The sequence below is a fragment of the Danxiaibacter flavus genome, from assembly GCF_041060425.1.
In the GTDB taxonomy this organism is placed as follows: Bacteria; Bacteroidota; Bacteroidia; order Chitinophagales; family Chitinophagaceae; genus Danxiaibacter; species Danxiaibacter flavus.
In genome coordinates, this window is the sequence record NZ_JAULBC010000019.1 from 1 (window position 1) to 1,003 (window position 1,003).

Sequence of the window (1,003 nt, forward strand, 5' to 3'; positions counted from 1 at the left end):
CACTTGTGTTACGGAATCATGGAAGATGTTTGTGTTTACAACACTGTCCGCAACCAATTTCATGTTCAATTGCAGCCTGGCATATTTCAGCAAACTGCTATCTCCAACATGTTTGGCCCCATCTTTACTCATCACATCGATAAACTTATCGCTTGACAAAGAGTCGCCTTTCGCCTTTACAGTCTGGAAAATACTATCCTGGAGTATCGTGTTCTTTTCATACCAGTTTTCTGTACTATCCCGGATTACTTTCACAATATTGTTATTCATCACTTGCGTCACGGAATCATGGAAGATGTTTGTGTTTACAATACTATCCGCCACCAGCTTCATGTTCAGCTGTAACCTTGCGTATTTCAGCAAGCTGCTGTCGCCTACATGCTTGGTTCCGTCTTTGCTCAGTACATCAATAAACTTATCGCTTGACAAAGAATCACCTTTCGCTTTTACGGTTTGAAAAATGCTATCCTGAAGTATCGTATTCTTTTCATACCAGTTTTCTGTGCTATCACGAATAACCTTCACAATGTTGTTGTTCATCACTTGTGTCACTGAATCATGGAAGACTTGTGTGTTAACTATACTATCTGCCACATTCTTCATGTTCAGTTGCAACCTAGCGTATTTCAACAGACTGCTGTCGCCTACATGTGTCACGCCGTCTTTGGCCATCACATCTATAAACTTGTCGCTGGAGAGTGAATCGCCCTTCGCTTTGATCGTCTGGAACACACTGTCCTGGAGGATGGTATTGTCCTTGTACCAATAAGTCGTGCTGTCCTTGATCACCTGCACTATATTGTTGTTCATCACCTGCGTCACTGAATCATGGAAGACTTGTGTGTTGACTATACTATCTGCCACATTTTTCATGTTCAGTTGCAACCTGGCGTATTCCAACAGGCTGCTGTCGCCTACATGTGTCACGCCGTCTTTGGCCATCACATCTATAAACTTGTCGCTGGAGAGTGAATCGCCCTTCGCTTTGATCGTCTGGAACACA

At 43.1% G+C, this 1,003-nt stretch carries 1 protein-coding gene; it reads right to left on the reverse strand.

Going from position 1 to position 1,003, the window contains the following annotated elements:
- Positions 1 to 1,003: hypothetical protein (locus QTN47_RS27915; RefSeq protein ID WP_369332759.1), on the reverse strand; the 1,003-nt coding region annotated here is incomplete at both ends.